This is a genomic window from Burkholderia sp. BCC1644 (assembly GCF_902833225.1).
Taxonomy (GTDB): domain Bacteria; phylum Pseudomonadota; class Gammaproteobacteria; order Burkholderiales; family Burkholderiaceae; genus Burkholderia.
On record NZ_CADFEI010000013.1, the window covers coordinates 50,169 to 66,459 of the forward strand.

The following is a 16,291-nucleotide window of genomic DNA, read 5'->3' on the forward strand; positions in this document are numbered from 1 at the left end:
GCGCCGACGTGCCTACGAAATGACGCCCCTGAACGGCAGGGTCCGCTGGGGCGGCTCGCCCGCGGGCTGCGGCATCCGGGCCGGCACGGTATCCGGTGCCTGCAGATAGCCCTCGGACCATCCGACGATGAAGAAGAACAGCGGCATCGCGGCTTCCCCGAGGTACACGGTGCCGAGCGAGATCGCGACGGCGATCAGGATGCCGAGGAACGTGAACGACAGCGAATTCGGCGGCTCCTGCGTGCCGTCGCGGGCGCGCGCGCGGCCGACGTCGGCCAGGCCGAAGCGCAGCAGGCGGGCCGACATCCACACGATCAGGAACACGAGGAGCCCGGTGCCGACGAGGCCGTGCATCAGCGACAGCAGCAGGTAATAGTTGTCGATCGACGGCATGCCCGGCACCTTCGGCCAGGTATTGCGCCCCCAGCCGAGCGCCGCGTGATCCATCGCGATCGACAGATAGCGGTCGAACAGTTCCTTGCGGTACATCGCCGATTCCTGCGATAGCGTCATCGCCTGTCCGGGCTTGACGTCGAGATATGCGCCCAGGCCGATCCAGACCGCCGCGCCGCCCGCGACGAGCAGCGTGCCGACCTGCGCGAGTACCCGCTTCGGCTGCTTCGCGCGCCCGATCGCGGCGAGCAGCGCGCCCGCCGCCGCGCCGAGCCACGGGCCACGCGCGAGCGTCATCACGACCCCCGCTGCAAGGATCAGCGTGATCGTGCGGGCCTTGCCGATCCTGAGGTTGGGAAAGCGCTTGAAGCGCGGCTCCCAGTGCCCGCCGAGTTCGAGCCAGCGCTGCAGCCGGAACCCGATCACGAGGCCCACGCCCGCGAGAATCGCGTGGCTGAACGGCCCGGCCGTCCGGGCGACGCCGTAGCGAAAGGTCGTGACCCAGCCGAGCCCCTGCCCCGGGAAGAACAGGCCGGGAATCGCATGAAACAGGTTGATGCCGAAGCGGAATTCCCAGACGTTGACGATCGTGACGAAGGCCAGCAGCCCGACGATACGGCGAGCGACCGCAACGTGCAGACGCTCGCCCGGAATCACCCAGCGGGCGATGAAATACGGCAGCGCGGCGGACGTCAGCATCACGAAGGTGAGGTTCTGCGCCTCCTTGTAACCGGCGTTGCGGTACTCGGAACAGGCCACGCCGATCACCAGCGCGACGACCGCCAGATCGGCCACGCTCGGCCGCCAGCGCGGCAGGTAGCGCGGCAGCGCGACGCACGCTATCGCGACGATCGCGAGCTGGTTGAAGTTCGGCGTCGTCGACACCGTCGCGTGAAACGTGCTCGGGATCAGCAGCAGCACGGGCAGATAGACGCCGGCCAGCGCGGCCCCCGGCGTGCGGCGCACCGCCACCACGAACGCGGCAATCAGGGCGAGGAAGACGATCAGGGTCATGGATCGGCCGGCGGCGGGTTCTGCGACATGGCTGCCAGTATCGCCAAATCGCCGCGTGCCGGCGCATCACGCCCGCGAGAATTCACAATGCAGCCACAGTCTCGCGGCGGCCCGGCGGTTCAATACGCGTACCGCACCGGGAGACACCATGACCTCACCCACCCCTGCCCGCGCCGGCGCCCGGGACCCCTCGCTGGGGCACGACATGCTGTTCGTCGTGTTCAGCAAGGTTCTCTATCTGGCGGTCCGGCTCGCGATTCCGCCGCTCGTGCTCGCGCATGTCGGGCTCGCCGAGTACGGCTTGTGGACGACCTGCTTCATCCTGGTCAGCTACATCGGCATGTCGGCGTCCGGGTTCGCCGTTGTCTACGTCCGTTTCGTCGCGCAGTATCACGCGCAAGGCGACGTGCGCGCGATCTCGCGCCTGCTGTCGACCGGCATCGTCACGATGGGGACGGCGGCCATCGTGCTGCTCGCGGCGCTCTGGCTGGGCATGCCGCACCTGCTCGCGCTCTTCAAGGTCGCGCCCGCGTCCCGCCCGACCGCGGCATGGCTGTGGTTCGGCGCGTGCGCGATCTTCCTGCTCGACGCCAGCGTCGGTGCGTTCAGCTACGTGCTGCACGGGCTGCAGCGCATCCGCCGCGAACAGCAGATCTGGATCGCCGCGTACGTGCTCGAGACGGCGTGCATCGCGCTGTTCCTGCATGCCGGGATGGGCGTCTACGGCTTGCTGGTCGCATTCGGCGTGCGTTACGTGTTCTCGATCGCGGCGGCGGCGATCGTCGTGCGCGTTGCATTGCCCGGGCTGCGGATCGGCGTCGGCCAGTTCGACCGCCGTTGCCTGCGCATCTTTTTCGGATTCGGCACCGGCGTTCAGATCGGCGGGCTGATCAGCACGTTCCTGCAGTCCGCCGACCGCATGATCGCGGGACTGACGATGGGGCCGGCGGCGGCGGCGATCATGGATCTCGCCGGCAAGCTGCCGGCGACCGGCGCGTCGCTCGCCTCCTCCGTCAGCATGGTCGCGCTGCCGGCCGCTGCCCGGCAGGGGGCGCTCGGCGCGGACGCATCGCTGCTCGGCGTGTACGAACGCTCGGTCAGGATGACCGCGTGGTTGTCGGCGATGGTGCTGCCGCCGCTCGCGTGCCTCTCGCCGCTCGTCGTCGCGGCCTGGCTCGGCCCGCGCGCCGACGCGCCGGCACTGGCCACGATACTCACCTGTGTCGCGCTGTACACGCACCTGCATGTGCTGACCGGGCCGGCGTCGTCCGTCTATCGCGGCCTGGGCAAGCTGTCCAACGAGTACGTCTATCACGCGCTGCGACTGACGGGGCTCGCGCTCGGGCCGGTCGCGCTGTCGGTGACCGTCGCGATTTCACCGGTACAGCTTGCGCGCGCCCTTGCGGTATCAGGCATGTCGGCGGCCTCCCTCTACCTGATCGTCAGCCATCGGCGTCTCGCCGGCGACATCCGCGGCATGGTCCGCCTGTACGTCCTGCCCTACGGCCTGCCGTACGCGGCCGCCGCCGCCGTCGGCGCGCTCGCGCAACAGTGGCCGCTGCCCGCGCACGCCAGCCGGTTCGCGGCGCTTGTTCACCTCGCGCCGGCCGGGCTGCTTTATACGGTCGCCGCGTGCGCGATCGCGTGGCGCTGGATGCTCTGCGCCGAGCAGCGCAGCGCGTGCGTTGCCCGCCTGAGCCCGCTGGTTCGCCGTGCGGGCCGCTCGCAACGCGGCGCCACCCACCCGCTTTCGGAGCCTTCCCATGATTGAGTCGACCGTTCGCCGCATCGCGGCCTGGCTGCTGGCGGCCAGCACTGCCATTTCGCTGTGCGCCTGCCAGTCGGTCATGCCGACCGTCCCGACGGCGGGGGCCGACGCGGTCTTCAAGCCCGCCAGCAAGGCCGACCATATCGTGTTTCCGGACGACGACGAGCTGGCGCGCCTCGATGCGCCGGCCGACAGCGTCCAGCGCATCGGCGAAGGCGACGTCCTCAACGTCAACGTCTGGGGCCGCGCCGAGCTGACGGCGCACTACGTGGTCGGCCCCGACGGGCGCATCACGCTGCCGCTCGCCGGCAGCGTGAAAGTCGGCGACGACACCCGCGAAGCGGCCGCGGCGAGGATCCGCGATGCGCTGCTGAAGTACTACACGGCCCCGGCCGTGACGGTCGGCATCGAGCAGTACACGTCGAACCGGATCACGGTGCTCGGCCGCGTCCAGAACCCGGGCACGCTGCAGTTCGAACACGCGCCGACCGTGCTCGAAGCGCTGGCGCGGGCCGGCGCGCTGCCCGTCATCGACAAGCAGGCGAGCCTCACGCGCTGCGCTGTCTTCCGCGGCCGCGAACGCCTGATCTGGATCGACCTGAAGCGTCTGCTGAACCAGGGCGACATGGCGCAGAACCTCAGGCTGCACCCGGGCGATCTCGTCTATATCCCCGATTCGTTCGACACCCTCGTCTACGTGATGGGCGAAGTGGGCAAGCCGGGCGCATACCGGCTCACGCCGAACATGTCGCTGCTCGATGCGCTCGCGCAGGCAGGCGGCCCCAACGAGGACGCCGCGCCCAACGAGATCGGCATCTACCGGCCGAGTACGCATGCGGTGCAGCGCGTACCGCTGCGCAGCCTGCTGACCGCGGATCACAGCGTCAACTTCGCGCTAGAGGAAGGCGACGTGATCTACGTGCCCAAGAGCGGGATCGCCGATTTCGGCTACGTGATGCGGCAGCTTGCATCCGGGCTGACGATGATCACGGTCGGCGCGCTGCTCAAGTAGGCAGGCAGAAACGAGCGGCCCGGCCGGACATCGTGACATCGGGTTTTGCAGTTGCGTCACGATTCGGCGCGCGGCCGGCGTTCAAATGGACATCACGTTCTCCCGATGGAGTCATGTCATGACAACGCCACTCGTCTACATCCTGCACAGCGGCCAGCTGTTCGGCACCGAGCGCATGGCCGTCCGTACGCTGGCCGGGCTCGGCGGCTGCTTCGATCGCATCATCGTCGCGCCGCCCGGCCCGGTTCACGAGCATGTGCGCGCACAGGGCCTGCGCAGCGTCTGCGTCGAATCGCCGGCGGCGTTGGCCGGCTTCCTGTGGCGGATCGGGCGCACCCACCGTGCGTGCCGGGTGGCCGCCACCGGCTTGTCGCATTCGCTGGTCAGCGTGGCGGTGCAGGCGCTGACCGGCTGCCGGATGACGCACATCCATGTCGTTCACGGCGGCACCGATGAGCGGCTGAGCTACGGCCGCAAGCGCCTGCTTCTGCCGTTCGACGTGCAGTTCGTCGCGGTCTCGGAATTCGTGCGCGACCGGCTCGCGGCGCATGGTGTCCCGCCTGGCCGCGTGACCGTGATCGAGAACTTCATCGAGACGCCGCCGGACGGATGCCGCGCGGCGTTCACACGGGATGGCGTGCGGCGCGTGGTCGTGCTGAGCCGGCTCGACCGCATCAAGCGTGTCGGCCTGCTCATCCAGGCCGTGCGACGGACCCCGGCGCTCGCCGACATGCGCTTCGACATCTTCGGCACCGGCGACGAACAGGCGCTGCTGCGCGAACTGGCGGCGGATGTGCCGAACGTCCGTCTCCACGGCTTCGACCCCAATGCAGGGGCACGCCTGCGCGACGCCGACCTGCTCGTCCATACCTGCGCGGAGGAGCCGTTCGGCCTCGCGATCCTCGAAGCGTTCGCGGCACGCGTGCCGGTGCTGGTGCCGAACGCGGGCGGTGCCGGCGCGCTCGTGCAGGACGGCGACACGGGGTTCCATTTCGCCGCCAACGACGCGGCGGCGCTGGCCGGCGCGCTGACGCGCCTGCACGACGCGCCGGCCGCGCTGCTCAACGGCGTCGCCGATGCCGCGCGCGCGACGCTCGCCCAGCGCTTCGCGCCGGAGCGCCAGACGCGCCGCTACCTGTCGGTGCTGGGAGCATGGGCATGACCGGCGAACCGAAACCCTGTCACGTGTCGGTCGTCGTGATCGGCCGCAACGAAGGCGAGCGCCTGCGGCGCTGTCTCGACAGCATCCGTGCCGCGGACTGGCGGCATATGCGCTACGAGCTGATCTACGTCGATTCGGCGTCGAGCGACGGCAGCGCCGCGTGTGCGGCGCGCGCCGGCGCCCGCGTGCTGCAAGCAGCCGGCGCGCACCGCAACGCGGCGGCCGGGCGCAATGCCGGCTGGCGCGCGGCCCGAGCCGATACGGTGCTGTTTCTCGACGGCGACACCGTACTCGACCCGGGGTTTGCACTGCGCGCACTGGCCGCGCTCGACACGGGCCCCTATGCGGCCGTGTGGGGACACCGCCGCGAGATCGCGCCGCGGCAGTCGGTTTATACGGCCGTGCTCGATCTCGACTGGATCTATGCACCGGGCGAGACGGATTACTGCGGCGGCGACGCGCTGTTTCTGCGCGCGGCGCTGGCGCAGGCCGGCGGGTTCGACGAGACGTTCGATGCAGGCGAGGAGCCGGAGCTGTGCCGCCGCCTGCGTGCCCACGGATGGCGCATCCTGCACATCGATGCGCCGATGACGCTGCACGATCTCGCGATCTCGCGTTTCGGCCAGTACTGGCAGCGCGCGCTGCGTGCGGGACACGCGTATGCGCAGGTGTCGTCGCGCTATGCGGGCAGCCGAGACCCGCTGTGGCGCCGCGAAGCCCGGCGCAACCGCGTGCACGGCACGCTCGTGGCCACTGCGCCCTTTGCATGGGCCGCCGTGCTGGCCATCGCGCCGCTCGTCGCGTCCGTGCTGGCCGTGCTGGGCGTCGCGATCTGGTTGCGCTCGGCGGCGCGCGCGTACTGGAAGGCGCGCGGCTGGAAGCTGGCCCTGCTCTACGCGGCGCATGCCCATGCGCAGCAGGTTCCGATCCTCGTCGGCCAATGGCGCTACTGGCGATCGTCGCGCACCGGCCGCGCCGCGGCGACGCCGCAATACAAGGATTCCACAGTCGAACCCGCCAACCGGGAGGCATCGTGAACATCAAACTGCAGACCGCGCGCGCGCTTGCGCCGCTCGCGGCATTCGTCTCCGGCCCCGGCATGCGGTGGCGGCGCCTCTGGTCGTTCGTGCGGCTGCGCGAGGCGCTGGCCGGTGCGGTCGACGCATCGGTCGTCGTCGAGGGTTGCCCGGAACTGCACGGCACGCGCCGCATCGCGCTCGGCCGCTCGCTCTACCTGTATCCGGGCCAGTACTGGGAAACCCGCGATGCCGGCCGCATCGCACTCGGCGACCGCGTCGTCCTGTCGCGCGGCGTGCACCTCGTCGCACGCGCGGGCATCGACATCGGTGCCGGCACGATGATCGGCGAGTACGCGAGCATCCGCGACGCCAATCACGGCGTCGGCGCACCCAGCCTGCGCGATGCGCCGCACGTCGCGTCTCCGATCCGGATCGGCCGGGAGGTGTGGATCGGCCGCGGCGTCACGATTCTGCCCGGCGTGACGATCGGCGACGGCGCCGTGGTCGGCGCCAATGCCGTCGTGACCCGCGACGTCGCGGCCGGTGCCGTCGTGGCCGGCGTACCGGCGCGTCCCATTCATTCCGCTACCGTCACGGAGGCATCATGAAACAGGCCCCGATTCTCCTCGTCGCGTATCAATGCGGCCCGGGCATGGGCTCGGTCTCGCAGATCGGCTGGGAATGGCTGGCCGGTCTCGCACGCGTCAGGCCCGTCACGCTGCTCACGCATGTGCGCAACCGGCCCGCGATCGATGCGGCCGGGCCGCTGCCGGCCGGCGCGGACATCCATTACATCGACACCGAATGGCTGGCCGGGCCACTTTATCGCCTCGCGCGGCGGTTCTTTCCGCGCAGCGAGCACAGCGTGTTCCTGGTGTCCCAATGCGATTACTTCGCGTTCGACCGCGCGGCGCTTCGCGCGGCGCGCCGGATCGCCCGGCAACACGACGGCACGATGCCGTGGGCGGTGACGCACGTGGTCACGCCGGTGACGCTGTCCGCGCCGACCGTGCTGCATCGGCTCGGCCTTCCGCTGGTGCGCGGGCCGCTCAACTGCGGGCTGACCGATCCGCCGGGATTCGGCCACGTATTGCGGCAGGAATCGCGCTGGCTGTGGCGGGTACGCGCGCTGCTGAAAGCGTTCGATCGCGCGATCGGCTCGATCGCGCACTCGGATGCGCTGCTCGTGGCGACCGATGCGACGGCCGCCGCCGTTCCTGCCGCCCATCGTCATCGCTGCATTCCGATGCTGGAGAACGCGGTCGATCTCGCCCGTTTCACGCCCGGCACGCCATTGCCGCCGCCCGGGCCGGACGAACCGCTCGCGATCACGTTCGTGGGCCGGCTCGTGCCGGTGAAGGCGCTGGACCTGCTGCTCCACGCGCTGCACCGGTTGAATGCCGAGGGGCTGCGCGCCCGCCTCACCGTCGTCGGCGACGGCCCGATGCGGGCGCCGTGGGAAGCGCTGGCCCAGCGGCTCGGCCTGGCCGCGCAGGTTCGCTTCGCCGGCAATCTGAGCCACGACGAAGTGGCGCAGGCGATGCACGACTGCCACGTGTTCTGCCTGCCATCGATCCGGGAATCCGGCGGCGCCGTGCTGCTCGAGGCGATGGCATGCGAACGGCCGGTGATCGGCCTGGATTTTGGCGGTCCGGCGGAAATCGTCGACGACGAGATCGGCCGGTGCGTGCCGTTCGATGGCCCGAACAGCGCGATCGACGGGCTCGCGGACGCATTGCGCGACTGCGCCGCTCGCCCCGATGCGTGGCGCTGGCGCGGCATTTTCGCGCGCCAGCGCGTCGTCGACCGGCATACGTGGGAAGCCCGGATAGCGGCCGCCGAACAGCTGTACGGGCGGCTGTCCGAGACGCACACGAACGCCGGGCACGATGCCGGTCCGGCGCCGTTCGCCGTCTGACGAACGTGTCGCAATAGTTTGCAATTTCGTCACAGGTGCGCGGGCGTTCTCGCCTGTAATGCATCCATCGCCACACGAACCGTGCACGATCATGCGAACCCTGCCCACTGCCTGCCGCGCGAACCCATCCGCCTTGCGACTCGCCTACCTCGTGAGCCGCTATCCGGCCGTATCGCATACGTTCATCCTGCGCGAGGTACGCGCCCTGCGCGCCCTCGGCGCCACGGTCGCCGTGGCATCCGTCAACGCGCCGGATCGCCCCGCGCAACGCATGACGGACGCCGAGCGCGACGAGGCGCACGCAACCTACTACGTGAAGCGTGACGGCGCAGCCGGCGCGCTGCGCGCCGTGCTGCACTGCGTGCTCAGGCATCCCGGCGGGTGCCTGCGCGCACTCGCGACCAGCCTGACGCTCGGGCGCGGCGCACGTCGCCTGTATGCGCTCGCCTATCTTGCCGAGGCCGCGATGGTCGTGCGCTGGATGGCCGATCGCGACCTGCATCACCTGCATGTGCACTTCGCGACCGCGGGGGCGAACGTCGGCCTGCTCGCGCGAACGATCGCGCCGATCGGCCTGTCGCTCACCGTTCATGGTCCGGACGAATTCGACGACGTCGATGGCCAGCATCTGCGCGCCAAGGTGCGCGCGGCCGACCTGGTCGTGTGCATCAGCCAGTTCGCCCGGAGCCAGCTGATGCGGCTGTCGGAGCGCGCACAGTGGCGCAAGCTGCAGGTGTGCCGGCTGGGCGTCGCGGAGCATGCCGGGTCACGCATGCCGGCGCGCGGCGCGGCGACGGAGCTGCTGTGCGTCGGCCGCCTGACGGCGGCAAAGGGGCAGCATGTGCTGCTCGACGCCTGCGCCCGCCTGCGGGCGCAGGGGTGCGCATTCCGCCTGACGCTCGTGGGCCAGGGCAGCGACGAGGCAAGCCTGCGTGAGCGTGTGCGGCAGCTCGGCCTTGGCGAGCACGTGTGCTTCGCGGGAGCACTGAACGAAGCCGAAGTGCGCGCGGCCCTCGATGCCGCCGACGCATTCGTGCTGCCGAGCCTCGCCGAAGGCATTCCGGTCGTCCTGATGGAAGCGATGGCCGCCGGCGTGCCGTGCATTTCGTGCCCTGTCAACGGGATTCCGGAGCTCATCGAGGACGGCAAGAGCGGCTTGCTCGCGTCGCCTGGCGACGCCGATGCGCTGGCCGGCAGCATCCGGACACTGCTCGAGGATGCCGATGCGCGCCGCCGTTTCGCGGAAGCCGGACGACAGCATCTGCGCGAAGCATTCGATCTTCAGCAAAACGTCGCACGGCTCGCGTCGCTGTTCGTGGCCTTGCCGCACACCGGCGGCGCCACCCAACCCGAAGGGGATCAATGATGAAACTGCGCATCTGGATCGACCGCCTGCTCGGCCGTCTCGCGATCGAGCACGGGATCGGTGTCGCGTGGTGGAAGCGCATCTCGCGGCCGAACGGCATCGCGTGGGCAAACTACCTGCAACGGCACGGTGGCCTGTACGCGATGGGCGACGAATGCGTCGTTCAGACCAACGTGGTCATCACCGATCCGCCATACGTCCGGCTCGGCCGTAATGTGCACCTGTCCGGCTGTACGCTGTTCGGGCACGACGGCGTGGTCACGATGCTCGCGACGGCCTACGGCGTGAAGCTCGACAAGGTCGGCGGCATCGACATTGGCGACAACGTATTCGTCGGCCACCAGGCGATCGTGATGCCGGGCGTGCGCATCGGCGCGGACACGATCGTCGCCGCCGGTTCGCTCGTGACCCGGGACGTGCCGCCCGGCGTAATCGTCGGCGGCATTCCGGCGCGCCCGATCGGCACGGTCGACGCACTGGTCGACCGGCTGCAGCGCGAAACCGAGGCGCTGCCCTGGCATGCACTGTGGCGCGACCGCGCGGCGGGCGGACCGCACACGACGCCTGCCATCGATGCGATGCGCATCGCCCATTTCTTTGCCGGCGCACGCGCCACGGGAGACGGCCATGCCGGTTGAGCTCATCGGATTGGCGCTGACCGCGCTGCTGGCGCCGGGCGCACTTTACCTCCTCGTGCTGACCGTCGCGGCTGCGCTGCCCGCACGCCGGTGCGCGCCGGACTTGGACGTGCCCGCCGCGAACGCACGCCTGGCGATCGTGGTGCCCGCGCACGACGAAGCGGCCGGGTTGGCCGCCACGCTGGCGAACCTGCGCGACGCGACGGCCGGCGACGACGCCTGTTCGATCGTCGTGATCGCCGACAACTGCACGGACGACACAGCGGCCATTGCCGCGCGAGCCGGCGTCACCGTGCTCGAGCGCAACGATCCGCACTGGCGCGGCAAGGGGCCCGCACTCGGGTTCGCGTTCGCGCGGCTGCCGGGATTCGACTGGTACCTGATCGTCGATGCCGACAGCCGGATCGACCGGGCCTCGCTCGATGCCGTTCGCCTGACGATCGGGCGCGGTGCCCGGGCCCTGCAGTGCCGTTACCTCGCGATGCGGGAAGACGGCGACGCGATGCGTGCGCATCGCGCGCTCGCCGAGGTGGCGTGGTTCGGCTGGAATCTCGTGCGCCCGCGTGGACGTGCGCGGCTGGGCTGGTCGACGGGCGTGCTGGGCAACGGCTTCGCGCTGAGCCGCGAAACGCTCGCACGCGTGCCGTATGAATCGGTGTCGATCGTCGAGGACGTCGACTATCACATCCGCCTCGTGCGTGCCGGCTTGAAGGTCGAATGGGTCGACGATGCGACCGTGCGCGCGCCGGCCGCACCGGACCGCCGCGCGGCGGCAACGCAGCGGGCGCGCTGGACCGGCGGCCGGTTGGCGTTGTTGCGCACGCAGTGGCTGCCGTGCATTCGCGATGTTGCCGCCGGCAGGTGGCGCTGCGCCGACGTGCTCGGCGACCTGCTGCTGCCGCCGCTGACGTGGCTCGTGACGGCCGCGGCCGTGCTCGCCGCATGGCCCGCGCCGGCGGTGTCGGCCGGTGGTCTCGCGGTGCTGGGCATCGTCGCGCTGCATGTCGTCGTCGCCATGCGGGCGGGACGCGCATCGCGCCGGCACTGGCTCGCGCTGTTGCGGCTGCCGCTCTATCTCGCCTGGTCGTTCACCGTATTGCCGCGTGCGCTTCGGTGCGCGCGCGGAACCGCCGCGTGGGTTCGCACGCCGCGCGCCCCCCATGCAGGAGACCCGCAATGATGACCGCCATCTCGACCCACGGTACCGCCTTCGCCGATGCCCCTTCCAGATTCATGTGCTCGCCGAGCCGGCGCGCGCTGTCGATCCTGATCGTCACCTACAACTCGGCCGGTGAAATCGGTACGCAACTGGATGCATTGCGTGCCGATGCCGAACGGGACAACTGGCAGGTGATCGTGCTGGACAACGCATCCGCCGACGGCACGGCCGATCTCGTCGAACGGCGGCATCCGTGGGTCACGCTCGTGCGTTGCCCGCGCAACCTCGGTTTTGCTGCCGGCAACAATCTCGCCGCCCGCCATGCCGACGGTTCGCTGCTGTTGCTGCTCAACCCCGACGCCGAACCGGCTCCCGGCGCGATCCGGGCCGGGGTGGCGCGCATGCGCGCCCGCCCCGAAGTGGGCGTGGCCGGCGCGCGCCTGACCGGCGGCGACGGCAGCGATCAGCCATCGGCACGCATGTTCCCGTCGATCCTGAACGACGTACTGGCCATCAGCGGCCTGTCGGCCCGATACCCGCGTTCGCGGCTGTTCGGCCGCGCGGACCGGACCTGGTGCGATCCCGCCGCGCCCGCGCGCGTGGACTGGGTGCCCGGCGCATTCGCGCTGGTCCGGCGCGATCTCTTCTGCCATCTCGGCGGCTTCGACGAACGGTTTTTCCTGTACTACGAGGAGGTCGATCTGTGCCGGCGCGTCAAGCAACGCGGTTTCGACGTGTGTTACTGGCCCGATCTCGTGGTGCGGCATGTCGGCGGCGTGTCCGCGCGCAGCGTCAGCCAATCGACCGGCGAAGCGTTCTCGGGAGCCGGCGCGCAACTGACGCTCTGGCGCATGCGCAGCGCCATGCTCTATTACCGCAAGCATCATGGCCTGCCCGCCGCGTGGCTGGCCAGTCGGGCCGAACTCGGCTGGCACGCGTTGCGCATGGTGCGCAATGCGCGCGCGGGCGCCGCGCCGCGCCAGGACAAGGTGGCCGACTCGAAGCGGCAGGCCGCCATGCTCAAGCGCGCATGGCGCGAAACGATGGGCGGCCGCGTTTCGCCGCCGACCCCGTGGTAAGGAGCCGGTCATGTTCGACAATCTTCGCGAGGACTGGCGCACGTACGAGCGCGACATCTGGCGGCAAGGGTTCTGGGTGATGGCCGTCTACCGCTTCGGACGCTGGCGCTACCGCGTGCGCCCGAGCCTGCTTCGCCGCCCGCTTTCGTTCCTGTACAAGCTCGGCAAGATCGGCAGCCAGATCCTGACCGGCATCGACCTGCCTTGCGAGACCGTCGTCGGCAGGCGCTTGCTGATCGAGCATTTCGGCGGCATCGTGATCAGCGGCGACACGATCATCGGCAACGACGTCGTGATCCGTCACGGCGTGACGCTCGGGTTGCGCCACAGGGGTACCCGCGGCGCGCCGATCATCGGCAACGGCGTGGACATCGGGGCGGGTGCGAAGATTCTTGGCCCGGTACGGATCGGCCACGGTGCGGTGATCGGGGCCAATGCCGTCGTGCTCGACGACGTGCCGCCGAACGCGCTGGCCGTCGGTGTGCCGGCAACGATCAAGCGACGCCGCGTGCGTGCCGGCAGCTCGTTGACGGCATGCGTGGGCGACGACGCATGAGTGCGGCGGCGTGTCATGCCGGGTCGTCGATTCGGACGCAGCGATAGCCGAAGCCGTACACCGGCGCGACCTTCCAGCCATGGGTGCCGTCGAGCAGAAGCTTCTTGCGCAGGCGGCTCACATGCGTATCGATGGTACGGGTATCGACGTCGGCATTCACGCCCCAGATACGATTGAGAAGGTGATCGCGCGACAGCAGTTTCCCCGGATTCTGGAACATGTAGACAGCGAGATCGAACTCCTTCTGGGTGAGCTCGACCGGCCCGCCGCTCATCGACAGCGACATGCGCTGAATGTCGATCGTGTAGACGCCGAGCTGCATCGGCACGACGCTACCCACCCCGTAGCGCCGCGCCACCGCGCCGATCCGGGCCAGCAGTTCCGCCGCGCGCGCCGGCTTCACCACGTAGTCGTCCGCGCCTGCCTTCAACGCAGCCAGCACGGTCTGCTCGTCGTCGCGCACCGTCAGCACGATCACGGGCACCTCCCAGCCCAGGTGATTGCGAATCCACTGGATCACCTCGCCACCGGATGCGTCCGGCAGCCCCCAGTCGACGACATAGAGATTGAAGGGATCCTGTTTGATCCCGTCGAACAGCGCCTGCGCCGTACCGAACCCGCGTGCGCGGTGGCCGCCTTGCTCCAGCCAGAGCATCAGCAAGTCGCGTTGATCCTGGTCGTCTTCCAAGACTGCAATTAACATGGCCGATCTCCGTGAATGCATGCCGCCGATAACGCAGCGGCATGCCATTGGATACTTGCCTGGCGGCCACCCGAACGGGCATCGAATTCGTGGTGCCGATGAAATTGGCATCGTTAAACTAGCATACGAATTCAGAAGAATAAAGATCGCAACGGATTGGCTTCCGGTTTATCCGGAATGGCTGTACATAATCACGCCGTCGTTTTTTCGATTCCCCGCCCAACCCGTTGGCGATCGAGCCGTTGACGACACGGCCAGGCGCAACGCCGTCGCATCGCCGAAATCCATGTTGTATGTTGGCGAAATACACCCAGCATCGGCCGCCTTCGACAAAGAGGAGTCGTAGCCTTCATTCCGTACCGCTACGACGGCCACGGATACGCGCCCAACGGTTCTTTCGCACGTGCGACACCGAGGCTTTCGAGCGCTTACCTAATGGTCTCCGCCACAACCGTTTCACCTTTCGAATCAGAACCTGGCGGAACCACCGTGAATTCCCTCCCGTCATAACCCGAAACATAATCCCCATTGCTTAGCATTCCAGCAAACTTCGCCACACGATTTTCTTGTTGGCTTGCTTACCGAAGGAATGGTTTGTGGTCGGTGTTTGTGTATGCCTTCAAGGTATCGGTGTCGATCAAACGCAGTGACCACAGCATATGATTCTACCCAGTGCGCTGCCATTCCCGATGCAGCACTTCACTGAATTGAGGCTAGCCCAATTTCCGCCCCTGCAGCACAACTTTCAGATAGGCCAGAGAAGATAAATTATCTTGCCGAAGCTGTGAAAACTCGGCGAAATGGCGGAATTGGGGCTCTCATCTTTCGGGCTGCCACGCCGATCGCGCCAAGACCAGGGCTGCGATCGTGGGCTGCTGCGCGCGATAGCGACGATGTGGTTGCATCCACCCAGGCAACCATCTGACACACGAAGGGCGGACATTGCCCGCCCGCAGCCGGAACCACTTCTTCGCGCACGTTGACCGGTGACGGGATTCCGTTCAGGGTCGGCTGGCTCCAACGGAACCGTTGTTTCGGTTCCTTACCGTGTTGGCGCGCGACCTCGAAATAGATTTCCCTGGCTCGAGACTCTCGCGAACTATCGCCCGCATCTGCACTGCCATCCAGCGCCACCGACGCTCGGAGCCCGTCTACACTCCCGTGACTTCCTGCCCGGTGTAAGTCAAAAACTCCTGCTTATGCCTACCCGCTCTATCTCCGGTGCGTCACGGCGCTGCTACCCCTCCATGAGAATCCGCGACAAAGGCACCTGCGCTGTAATGGTGACGCCGTTGCCCGGCACACTCTCAATGGAAAGGATCCCGCCAAGCTGCAAGATCCGCTCACGCATTCCGAGCACGCCGAAGGCGTCCGCTCTGGTTGGCGATTGCTCCGGGAACCCCACCCCATCGTCATGGACCCGTAATCGGCACTCACGCTCGTTCGTTGACAATATGACCGATACCTCGTTCGCTTGGGCATGCCGCGCGACATTGGTCAATGCTTCCTGAGCCACGCGATATAGGGAAATGGCCGCCAGGTCGTTCAAATGCAGCGCATCCGTGTGGATCTCGCATCGTGTGCGCACACCGTATCGGCGCTCAAAACCCTCCGTCATCCATTCGAGTGCAGCTTCCAGTCCCAAGTCATCAAGGACAGGCGGGCGAAGATCGGCTGCGATACGCCGCACCGATGTGACCATCGCGTCGATCTGGCCAGCCATCTCGTGCATGGCCTCCAGATGCGTACGGATGTCTGCGGCAACGTATTGAGCCAATTCTGTTTCGTGGAGCGCGAGCGTCATTTTCAGTGCGGTAAGCTGCTGCCCGAGATCATCGTGCAGTTCACGTGCGATACGCCCCTGCTCGTTCTCACGCGCCTGCTGAACAATTGCCGAGGCGGCGCTCACGCGCTCAAGCTCTTCCAGACGCCGCCGCTCGCTCAGATCACGTGTGATTTTCGCGAATCCCAGCAGCGTCCCGTCATGGTCACGCACGGCCGTGATGACGACGTTCGCCCAGAACTGGCTACCGTCCTTGCGCACCCGCCACCCCTCATCCTCCGCGCGGCCCTGTGCCTCGGCTGCAGCGAGCAACTGAGCGGGCTTACCGGCGGCAATATCCTCACCCGTATAAAAGATCGAAAAATGCTTGCCGACAATCTCGTCGGGAACATAACCCTTGGCTCGCTGTGCTCCGGGGTTCCAGCTCGTCACGTTGCCGTTCGGATCCAGCATGAAAATCGCGTAATCCCGCACTGCCTCGATAAACAACCGGTAGCGGTGTTCGATTTCGATATCGCTCAAGTTACGAGAAGAGTACGACGCGGTGCTCCCTTTCATTGCATCTCCCGGAAAATCGGGCCACGTCTGCCGGCCGTCAAGCTGACCCCGAAAGGTGATCTCGGCCGGTTCAGTCCTGACAAACTCAATGCTATACGACCCGCGTTGACTTTCCCAATGAGGCGTCACGATAAGGGGTCAAAATGACTTGCCCCAAATTTGC

The 16,291-nt window shown here is 68.0% G+C and carries 15 protein-coding genes and 1 pseudogene; 12 read left to right on the forward strand and 4 right to left on the reverse strand.

What is annotated here, in order from left to right; genetic code table 11:
* Positions 1–12 precede the first annotated feature (12 nt).
* Positions 13–1,407: an O-antigen ligase family protein gene (locus HWX87_RS24605; RefSeq protein ID WP_176049699.1), complete on the reverse strand. Its 1,395-nt coding sequence runs from the start codon at positions 1,405–1,407 to the stop codon at positions 13–15.
* A gap of 148 nt (positions 1,408–1,555) precedes the next feature.
* On the opposite strand from HWX87_RS24605, the gene HWX87_RS24610 reads away from it, so the two are divergent.
* The 11 genes from HWX87_RS24610 (at position 1,556) to HWX87_RS24660 (ending at position 13,084) form a co-directional block, all read left to right on the forward strand.
* Positions 1,556–3,178, forward strand: coding sequence for an oligosaccharide flippase family protein (locus HWX87_RS24610; protein ID WP_176049700.1), 1,623 nt, complete (start codon positions 1,556–1,558; stop codon positions 3,176–3,178).
* Positions 3,171–4,187 carry a polysaccharide biosynthesis/export family protein gene (locus HWX87_RS24615; protein ID WP_176049701.1) on the forward strand — a complete coding sequence of 339 codons (1,017 nt, stop codon included), beginning with the start codon at positions 3,171–3,173 and terminating at the stop codon, positions 4,185–4,187. The genes HWX87_RS24610 and HWX87_RS24615 overlap by 8 nt, the downstream gene beginning before the upstream one ends.
* A gap of 118 nt (positions 4,188–4,305) precedes the next feature.
* The gene (locus HWX87_RS24620; protein ID WP_176049702.1) at positions 4,306–5,349 is read left to right on the forward strand and encodes a glycosyltransferase family 4 protein; all 1,044 of its coding nucleotides are present in this window, start codon (positions 4,306–4,308) and stop codon (positions 5,347–5,349) included.
* Positions 5,346–6,386, forward strand: a complete 1,041-nt coding sequence (locus tag HWX87_RS24625) for a glycosyltransferase (protein ID WP_176049703.1) — start codon at positions 5,346–5,348, stop codon at positions 6,384–6,386. The genes HWX87_RS24620 and HWX87_RS24625 overlap by 4 nt, the downstream gene beginning before the upstream one ends.
* Positions 6,383–6,976, forward strand: coding sequence for an acyltransferase (locus tag HWX87_RS38250; RefSeq protein WP_279612976.1), 594 nt, complete (start codon positions 6,383–6,385; stop codon positions 6,974–6,976). Before HWX87_RS24625 ends, HWX87_RS38250 begins: the two co-directional genes overlap by 4 nt.
* Entirely contained in the window at positions 6,973–8,286 is a 1,314-nt protein-coding gene (locus HWX87_RS24635) for a glycosyltransferase family 4 protein (RefSeq protein ID WP_176049704.1), read from the forward strand. The genes HWX87_RS38250 and HWX87_RS24635 overlap by 4 nt, the downstream gene beginning before the upstream one ends.
* A 133-nt stretch (positions 8,287–8,419) precedes the next feature.
* A complete protein-coding gene (locus HWX87_RS24640; protein ID WP_208456548.1) occupies positions 8,420–9,652 on the forward strand; it encodes a glycosyltransferase in 1,233 nt (410 codons plus the stop codon).
* Positions 9,652–10,290 (forward strand): acyltransferase, encoded by a 639-nt coding sequence (locus HWX87_RS24645; protein WP_208456549.1) that lies wholly within the window; start codon positions 9,652–9,654, stop codon positions 10,288–10,290. Before HWX87_RS24640 ends, HWX87_RS24645 begins: the two co-directional genes overlap by 1 nt.
* Entirely contained in the window at positions 10,280–11,470 is a 1,191-nt protein-coding gene (locus HWX87_RS24650) for a glycosyltransferase family 2 protein (RefSeq protein ID WP_176049706.1), read from the forward strand. The genes HWX87_RS24645 and HWX87_RS24650 overlap by 11 nt, the downstream gene beginning before the upstream one ends.
* The gene (locus HWX87_RS24655) at positions 11,467–12,528 is read left to right on the forward strand and encodes a glycosyltransferase family 2 protein (protein ID WP_208456550.1); all 1,062 of its coding nucleotides are present in this window, start codon (positions 11,467–11,469) and stop codon (positions 12,526–12,528) included. The genes HWX87_RS24650 and HWX87_RS24655 overlap by 4 nt, the downstream gene beginning before the upstream one ends.
* Before the next feature lie 10 nt (positions 12,529–12,538).
* On the forward strand, positions 12,539–13,084 hold the full coding sequence (locus HWX87_RS24660; protein WP_176049707.1) for a serine O-acetyltransferase: 546 nt from the start codon (positions 12,539–12,541) through the stop codon (positions 13,082–13,084).
* Between the two features lie 13 nt (positions 13,085–13,097).
* On the opposite strand, the gene HWX87_RS24665 is transcribed toward HWX87_RS24660, so the two are convergent.
* Positions 13,098–13,787, reverse strand: coding sequence for a response regulator transcription factor (locus tag HWX87_RS24665; RefSeq protein ID WP_176049708.1), 690 nt, complete (start codon positions 13,785–13,787; stop codon positions 13,098–13,100).
* Between HWX87_RS24665 and HWX87_RS24670 the strand changes: the two genes are divergently transcribed.
* A complete protein-coding gene (locus tag HWX87_RS24670; protein WP_176049709.1) occupies positions 13,786–14,133 on the forward strand; it encodes a hypothetical protein in 348 nt (115 codons plus the stop codon). The genes HWX87_RS24665 and HWX87_RS24670 overlap by 2 nt on opposite strands.
* Before the next feature lie 698 nt (positions 14,134–14,831).
* Here HWX87_RS24670 and HWX87_RS24675 read toward each other — a convergent pair.
* Together HWX87_RS24675 and HWX87_RS24680 are read right to left on the reverse strand one after the other, a co-directional pair.
* A pseudogene (locus tag HWX87_RS24675) lies at positions 14,832–14,911 on the reverse strand (transposase); the annotation flags it as partial.
* Between the two features lie 113 nt (positions 14,912–15,024).
* Complete coding sequence (locus HWX87_RS24680; protein ID WP_176049710.1) at positions 15,025–16,128, reverse strand: PAS domain-containing sensor histidine kinase; 1,104 nt, start codon at positions 16,126–16,128, stop codon at positions 15,025–15,027.
* Positions 16,129–16,291 lie beyond the last annotated feature (163 nt).

Bases quoted from the DNA above. Each gene is read 5' to 3' on its own strand.
- HWX87_RS24605 (WP_176049699.1), bottom strand. From the start codon at position 1,407: ATGACCCTGATCGTCTTCCTCGCCCTGATTGCCGCGTTCGTGGTGGCG.
- HWX87_RS24610 (WP_176049700.1), top strand. From the start codon at position 1,556: ATGACCTCACCCACCCCTGCCCGCGCCGGCGCCCGGGACCCCTCGCTG.
- HWX87_RS24615 (WP_176049701.1), top strand. From the start codon at position 3,171: ATGATTGAGTCGACCGTTCGCCGCATCGCGGCCTGGCTGCTGGCGGCC.
- HWX87_RS24620 (WP_176049702.1), top strand. From the start codon at position 4,306: ATGACAACGCCACTCGTCTACATCCTGCACAGCGGCCAGCTGTTCGGC.
- HWX87_RS24625 (WP_176049703.1), top strand. From the start codon at position 5,346: ATGACCGGCGAACCGAAACCCTGTCACGTGTCGGTCGTCGTGATCGGC.
- HWX87_RS24635 (WP_176049704.1), top strand. From the start codon at position 6,973: ATGAAACAGGCCCCGATTCTCCTCGTCGCGTATCAATGCGGCCCGGGC.
- HWX87_RS24645 (WP_208456549.1), top strand. From the start codon at position 9,652: ATGAAACTGCGCATCTGGATCGACCGCCTGCTCGGCCGTCTCGCGATC.
- HWX87_RS24650 (WP_176049706.1), top strand. From the start codon at position 10,280: ATGCCGGTTGAGCTCATCGGATTGGCGCTGACCGCGCTGCTGGCGCCG.
- HWX87_RS24655 (WP_208456550.1), top strand. From the start codon at position 11,467: ATGATGACCGCCATCTCGACCCACGGTACCGCCTTCGCCGATGCCCCT.
- HWX87_RS24660 (WP_176049707.1), top strand. From the start codon at position 12,539: ATGTTCGACAATCTTCGCGAGGACTGGCGCACGTACGAGCGCGACATC.
- HWX87_RS24670 (WP_176049709.1), top strand. From the start codon at position 13,786: ATGGCCGATCTCCGTGAATGCATGCCGCCGATAACGCAGCGGCATGCC.
- HWX87_RS24665 (WP_176049708.1), bottom strand. From the start codon at position 13,787: ATGTTAATTGCAGTCTTGGAAGACGACCAGGATCAACGCGACTTGCTG.
- HWX87_RS24680 (WP_176049710.1), bottom strand. From the start codon at position 16,128: ATGAAAGGGAGCACCGCGTCGTACTCTTCTCGTAACTTGAGCGATATC.